8 protein-coding genes are annotated in these 6,033 nt (G+C 70.5%); 6 read left to right on the top strand and 2 right to left on the bottom strand.

Features of this window, described 5'->3' with window-relative positions; all coding sequences use genetic code 11:
• Positions 1-554 (bottom strand): PH domain-containing protein (locus WH07_RS41835; RefSeq protein ID WP_046506880.1); only part of this gene is annotated, 554 nt, incomplete at its 3' end.
• A gap of 219 nt (positions 555-773) precedes the next feature.
• Between WH07_RS41835 and deoC the strand changes: the two genes are divergently transcribed.
• The 5 genes from deoC (at position 774) to WH07_RS30075 (ending at position 4,705) form a co-directional block, all read left to right on the top strand.
• Positions 774-1,721 (top strand): deoxyribose-phosphate aldolase, encoded by a 948-nt coding sequence (deoC, locus tag WH07_RS30095; protein ID WP_198533918.1) that lies wholly within the window; start codon positions 774-776, stop codon positions 1,719-1,721.
• A 5-nt stretch (positions 1,722-1,726) separates the two neighbouring features.
• Complete coding sequence (locus tag WH07_RS30090) at positions 1,727-3,184, top strand: aldehyde dehydrogenase family protein (RefSeq protein WP_046506874.1); 1,458 nt, start codon at positions 1,727-1,729, stop codon at positions 3,182-3,184.
• Complete coding sequence (locus tag WH07_RS30085; RefSeq protein WP_046506871.1) at positions 3,184-4,083, top strand: aldehyde dehydrogenase family protein; 900 nt, start codon at positions 3,184-3,186, stop codon at positions 4,081-4,083. The genes WH07_RS30090 and WH07_RS30085 overlap by 1 nt, the downstream gene beginning before the upstream one ends.
• A 95-nt stretch (positions 4,084-4,178) precedes the next feature.
• Entirely contained in the window at positions 4,179-4,457 is a 279-nt protein-coding gene (locus tag WH07_RS30080; protein WP_408645953.1) for a type II toxin-antitoxin system Phd/YefM family antitoxin, read from the top strand.
• Positions 4,454-4,705: a type II toxin-antitoxin system RelE family toxin gene (locus WH07_RS30075; protein ID WP_046506866.1), complete on the top strand. Its 252-nt coding sequence runs from the start codon at positions 4,454-4,456 to the stop codon at positions 4,703-4,705. The genes WH07_RS30080 and WH07_RS30075 overlap by 4 nt, the downstream gene beginning before the upstream one ends.
• A 3-nt stretch (positions 4,706-4,708) precedes the next feature.
• Here the strand turns inward: WH07_RS30075 and WH07_RS30070 are convergent, their stop codons facing one another.
• Positions 4,709-5,125 carry a hypothetical protein gene (locus tag WH07_RS30070; protein WP_046506863.1) on the bottom strand — a complete coding sequence of 139 codons (417 nt, stop codon included), beginning with the start codon at positions 5,123-5,125 and terminating at the stop codon, positions 4,709-4,711.
• 142 nt (positions 5,126-5,267) lie between these two features.
• Between WH07_RS30070 and WH07_RS30065 the strand changes: the two genes are divergently transcribed.
• Entirely contained in the window at positions 5,268-5,912 is a 645-nt protein-coding gene (locus tag WH07_RS30065) for a uridine kinase family protein (protein ID WP_232789116.1), read from the top strand.
• Positions 5,913-6,033 lie beyond the last annotated feature (121 nt).

The following is a 6,033-nucleotide window of genomic DNA, read 5'->3' as shown; positions in this document are numbered from 1 at the left end:
TCGTACGCCCACCTCACCACCGGATCCCCCTGCGCCTCAGCCCGGCCCGCCGCCTCCGCCGACAAGGTCCACAGGTCCGCCACCGCCCGGTCCGCCACGGCCAGGTGGGCCGGGTCCACAACGGCCGCCGAGGCACCGGTCGCCGAAGCACCCGCCGAACCACGCGCCGCCGCACCACCGCCCCGCCGCTCCGCCCGTCTGCGTGCCCGCAGTGACACCGGTACCGCCCAGAGCTGGAACTTCCCCGCCCCCTCCGTGAGCACCTCGCACGAATACGCCGCCCGTATCTCCGTCACCGTCCGCCACGGCAGCACGATCGTCCGGAACGGGTTCCTGATCCGCAGCCGGTCCTTGCCCGCGAAGACCGCCGGCCGCAGGCTGAAGGCGACGATGAGCGGTACGGAGAAGAGGAGCCCGGCGAGGGCCAGCCACGGGGTGCGGCCCGTACCCCGTACCAGCGCGTCGATGCCGAGCCAGCCGACGACCGCCAGCAGCAGGACGCCCCCGAGGATCCCGCCGGCCGACCGGTAGACACGGTCACGGTAGGCCGGCACGGGCGCAGGCGAGGCCGGCGCGGAGGCAGGCTCGGGCGCCGCCGCGGGCACTCGCGGCTCCGGCCGGGAGGACTTACGCTCGGAACTCGTCATATGGCCGATTCTGCCGCACACGCCCGGCAGTCCTCGAAGCCGGTCGCACCCGGTCACAGCTCGGCCTCACAACGACCCGGCCTCTGTACAGGTCGCTACGCGCGTAGATATGCTCCTCTGGTGACCATGCCCACCATCACCCCCGCATTCGCCGACGTGGCCGCGTCCGACGGCGCGCTGCGCCGTTTCCTGCACGGGCTGCCCGGCGTCGACGCCGTCGGTCTGGAGGCGCGAGCCGCCTCGCTCGGGACGCGTTCGATCAAGACCACGGCCAAGGCGTACGCCATCGACCTGGCCATCTCCATGATCGACCTGACCACGCTCGAAGGCGCGGACACCCCCGGCAAGGTCCGCGCGCTCGCCGCCAAGGCACAGCACCCCGACCCGACCGACCGTACAACCCCCGCCACCGCGGCCGTCTGCGTGTATCCCGACATGGCGCCGACCGCGGTCGCCGCGCTCGCCGGGTCCACGGTCAAGGTCGCCTCCGTCGCGACCGCCTTCCCGGCCGGCCGCGCCTCCCTCGCGGTGAAGCTCGCGGACACCCGGGACGCCGTCGCCGCGGGCGCGGACGAGATCGACATGGTCATCGACCGCGGCGCGTTCCTCGCGGGGCACTACCTCAAGGTGTACGAGGAGATCCGCGCGGTGAAGGAGGCGGCGGGGGCTGCCCGGCTCAAGGTCATCTTCGAGACCGGCGAGCTGTCCACGTACGACAACATCCGCCGCGCCTCCTGGCTCGGCATGCTCGCCGGCGCCGACTTCATCAAGACGTCGACGGGCAAGGTGGGGGTCAACGCCACCCCCGCCAACACCCTGCTGATGCTGGAGGCCGTACGGGACTTCCGCGCGCAGACCGGCGTCCAGGTCGGGGTGAAGCCCGCGGGCGGTATCCGTACCAGCAAGGACGCGGTCAAGTTCCTGGTGCTGGTCAACGAGACCGCGGGCGCGGACTGGCTGGACAGCCACTGGTTCCGCTTCGGCGCCTCCAGCCTGCTGAACGATCTGCTGATGCAGCGTCAGAAGCTCAGCACCGGCCGCTACTCCGGCCCCGACTATGTGACGGTGGACTGATCACCATGGGATCCCCATTCGAGTACGCGCCCGCGCCCGAGTCGCGCGCCGTCGTGGACATCGCCCCCGCGTACGGGCTGTTCATCGACGGCGAGTTCACCGAGGCGGCCGGCGGGAAGGTCTTCAAGACGGTCTCCCCGGCGACGGAGGAGGTGCTCTCCGAGGTCGCCCACGGGAGCGCCGAGGACGTCGACCGGGCCGTCGGGGCCGCGCGCAAGGCGTTCGAGAAGTGGTCGGCGCTGCCGGGTGCCGAGCGGGCCAAGTATCTGTTCCGTATCGCCCGGATCATCCAGGAGCGCTCGCGCGAGCTGGCCGTCCTGGAGACCCTCGACAACGGCAAGCCGATCAGGGAGACCCGGGACACCGATCTCCCGCTGGTCGCCGCGCACTTCTTCTACTACGCGGGCTGGGCCGACAAGCTGGACCACGCCGGGTTCGGGGCGGACCCGCGGCCCCTGGGCGTGGCGGGCCAGGTGATTCCCTGGAACTTCCCGCTGCTGATGCTGGCGTGGAAGATCGCCCCGGCGCTGGCCACCGGCAACACCGTGGTGCTGAAGCCCGCGGAGACGACCCCGCTCTCCGCGCTCTTCTTCGCGGACATCTGCCGCCAGGCCGGACTCCCGAAGGGAGTCGTCAACATCGTGACGGGCGACGGGAGTACGGGCGCGGCGCTGGTCTCGCACCCGGGCATCGACAAGGTGGCCTTCACCGGTTCCACCGCCGTCGGCAAGGCCATCGCGCGCGGGATCGCCGGTACGGACAAGAGGGTCACCCTCGAACTGGGCGGCAAGGGCGCCAATATCGTCTTCGACGACGCGCCGGTCGACCAGGCCGTCGAGGGCATCGTCACCGGCATCTTCTTCAACCAGGGCCAGGTGTGCTGCGCGGGCTCCCGGCTGCTCGTACAGGAGTCGGTGCACGAGGAGGTGCTGGACTCGCTCAAGCGGCGGCTGTCCACGCTGCGGGTCGGCGATCCGCTGGACAAGAACACCGACCTGGGCGCGATCAACTCGGCCGAGCAGCTCGCCCGTATCACCGCGCTCGCGGAGACGGGCGAGGCGGAAGGGGCGGAGCGGTGGTCGCCGGAGTGCGAACTGCCGTCGTCCGGCTACTGGTTCGCGCCGACGCTCTTCACGAACGTCACGCAGGCGCACACGATCGCGCGGGACGAGATCTTCGGTCCTGTGCTGTCGGTGCTGACGTTCCGTACGCCCGAGGAGGCCGTGGCGAAGGCGAACAACACGCAGTACGGCCTGTCGGCGGGGATCTGGACGGAGAAGGGCTCCCGGATCCTGGCGGTGGCGAGCAGGCTCCGGGCGGGTGTCGTCTGGGCGAATACGTTCAACAAGTTCGACCCGACCTCGCCGTTCGGCGGCTACAAGGAATCGGGGTACGGCCGCGAGGGCGGCCGCCACGGTCTGGAGGCTTACCTGGCCCCGTCGAGCCCGGAGGGCGAGCACTGATGAGCACTGTTGACGCGACGACACGGCTGAGCGTCCTCAAGACCTACAAGCTGTACGTCGGGGGCAAGTTCCCCCGCAGTGAGAGCGGCCGGGTGTACGAAGTGACCGACTCCAAGGGCGCATGGCTGGCCAACGCCCCGCTGTCCTCCCGCAAGGACGCCCGGGACGCGGTCGTCGCGGCGCGCAAGGCGTTCGGCGGCTGGTCGGGGGCGACGGCGTACAACAGGGGCCAGGTGCTGTACCGCGTCGCGGAGATGCTGGAGGGGCGCAGGGGCCAGTTCGTACGGGAAGTCGCGGACGCGGAGGGGCTGTCGAAGCAGAAGGCGGCGGCAGCGGTGGACGCGGCGGTGGACCGCTGGGTCTGGTACGCCGGGTGGACCGACAAGATCGCACAGGTCGTGGGCGGGGCGAATCCGGTGGCGGGGCCCTTCTTCAACCTCTCCACGCCGGAGCCGACGGGTGTCGTGACGGTGCTGGCGCCGCAGGACTCGTCGTTCCTGGGCCTGGTCTCGGTGATCGCCCCGGTGATCGCGACGGGCAACACGGCCGTGGTCGTCGCGAGCGAGCGGTCCCCGCTCCCGGCGCTGTCGCTGGGCGAGGTGCTGGCGACGTCGGACCTGCCGGGCGGTGTGGTCAACGTCCTCTCGGGCCGTACGGCGGAGATCGCGGCCCCGCTCGCCACGCACCAGGACGTGAACGGCATCGACCTGACCGGCGCGGACGAGGTCCTGGCGAAGGAACTGGAGATCGCGGCGGCGGACAACCTGAAACGAGTCCTCCGCCCCCGCGCCACGGACTGGACCGGGGACCCCGGTACCCACCGCCTCACGGCGTTCCTGGAGACCAAGACGGTCTGGCACCCGACCGGCGCCGTGGGCGCCTCGGGCTCGTCGTACTGAGCCGTCTGGGGACTTCGGGCCCCGCTTTCCCTCATTCGGGGGAAAGCGGGGCCCTTTCAGTGCGCACTACTTGGCAGAGCCGTACTCTTCTGCACATGAGTGACACTTACACCACAACCGAGGCCCGCGTTTACGGCATGACCGAGGCCCGCGCCAACTTCGGCACACTCGTACGACGGACAGCCCACTCGCGCGAACGGATCGCCATCACAGACCACGGACATGTGGCGGCCATACTGATCAACCCGCAGGACCTGGAGGATCTGGAGGACGCGCTGGCAATTGCTGAGTACCGCCAGCGTGTGGCCGACGGGACTGCAGAGTTCATTCCCCACGAGGAAGTCAAGCGGAGGCTCGGCCTGAGCGACTCATGAGCTACGAAGTCGTATGGGAGGCAATCGCCCTTGACGCCGCGACGCGGTTCATGAAATCCGATCCCGAAGGACTGCAGCAGGTCTTCGCCACCACCGACCTGCTCGCAGAGAACCCTCGCCCGGACGGCACGGTCGCGTACGGATCTCCCGACCTCCGCCGTATGCGCGTTGGCCGCTACCGCCTCGTCTACCAGATTCATCAGGCACAGATCCGGGTTGCCGTGATGCACTTGGGCCGTACTTCCTGACCGTCAGGCCGAGAAGGCGGGCAGCAGCGCGCCCAGAAGGGGGCCCACCACGGGGAAGCCCTGGAGCGAGCCCGTGCCCTTGGTCAGGGGAGCCGTCAGGGGTGCGGTGGAGACCGGTTTGAAGTCGGCCACCTGCGTGCCCACCGCATTGTCCAGGGGGTCCACCCCCGTGCCGGACAGCGGGTTGAGACGGAGCTTGGTGATCGGGGCCAGGGCTCCGGTGGTGGAGTGGGTGAGCGCGCCGGTGAGGGCCTGGGTCGAGGCCGCGCCCGCCGCCGCCAACTGACTGTCGTTGTCCGGGGCCGACGACGCCTGCGCCGCCGTGCCGCCCAGACCGAGCGCCGCGCCCGCCGCGGTGACGGTCAGACCGGCGCGCAGCAGAGCGCGGCGCGTGGAGGGGGAAACTGTGTGACGTGCCATGAGATTTCCTGCCTGGCCGGGTGATCGGTCGACTGTTCCGTCACCGTAACGACACGCGGTGTCGTCGAGTTGCGGTACGCCACACCAACGGGCCGTACCCAGGGGGTTACGGGGAACCGTCCATGCCTCACACTGGTGTCCCGTGAGTTCCCCATCCCATCCCGCCCGGGTCGTGCTGCTCGCGGGTCCCTCCGGTTCCGGCAAGTCCTCCCTCGCCGCGCGTACCGGTCTGCCCGTGCTGCGTCTCGACGACTTCTACAAGGAGGGCGACGACCCGACGCTGCCACTGGTCCCGGACAGTACGGACATCGACTGGGACTCCGCCCTCTCCTGGGACGCGGACGCCGCGGTCGCGGCGATCGAGGAGCTGTGCCGTACGGGCCGTACCCGCGTGCCCGTCTACTCCATCGCCACCAGCGCCAGGACCGGCAGCGAGGCGCTCGACCTCGCGGACACCCCGCTGTTCCTCGCGGAGGGCATCTTCGCCGCCGACATCGTCGCGCGCTGCCGGGAGTCGGGCGTCCTGGCGGACGCGCTCTGTCTGCGCGGGCGGCCCTCGACGACGTTCCGGCGGCGGCTGCTGCGCGATCTGCGCGAGGGGCGGAAGTCGGTGCCGTTCCTGCTCAGGCGTGGCTGGCGGCTGATGCGCGCCGAACGCTCGATCGTCGGCCGCCAGACGGCGCTCGGGGCGTATCCCTGCGGCCGTACGGAGGCCCTGACCCGTATCGCCGCTGCAGCGGAAGCGAATCCCGCCGACTCCCCCACTCGTACCGCAAGTTGCAATTGAGCAACCCCCACGGCGAGCAACCACCTCCGCGAGAGCGGCCGCGGTTTAGCGGCAAAGGCAGGACCGTACAGGGCCCCCAGCCCCGTACGGTCCCGCCCCTTCCGTGCTCCCCCGTGATCCC

Origin of the sequence: Streptomyces odonnellii (genome assembly GCF_000981895.1) — a bacterium.
GTDB classification, from domain to species: domain Bacteria; phylum Actinomycetota; class Actinomycetes; order Streptomycetales; family Streptomycetaceae; genus Streptomyces; species Streptomyces odonnellii.
Note: the sequence above shows the minus strand (reverse complement) of the source record. Positions and strands in the feature narration are given on the sequence as shown.

Coding starts and splice junctions, on each gene's coding strand:
- deoC (WP_198533918.1), top strand. CDS start 774: ATGCCCACCATCACCCCCGCATTCGCCGACGTGGCCGCGTCCGACGGC.
- WH07_RS30090 (WP_046506874.1), top strand. CDS start 1,727: ATGGGATCCCCATTCGAGTACGCGCCCGCGCCCGAGTCGCGCGCCGTC.
- WH07_RS30085 (WP_046506871.1), top strand. CDS start 3,184: ATGAGCACTGTTGACGCGACGACACGGCTGAGCGTCCTCAAGACCTAC.
- WH07_RS30080 (WP_408645953.1), top strand. CDS start 4,179: ATGAGTGACACTTACACCACAACCGAGGCCCGCGTTTACGGCATGACC.
- WH07_RS30075 (WP_046506866.1), top strand. CDS start 4,454: ATGAGCTACGAAGTCGTATGGGAGGCAATCGCCCTTGACGCCGCGACG.
- WH07_RS30070 (WP_046506863.1), bottom strand. CDS start 5,125: ATGGCACGTCACACAGTTTCCCCCTCCACGCGCCGCGCTCTGCTGCGC.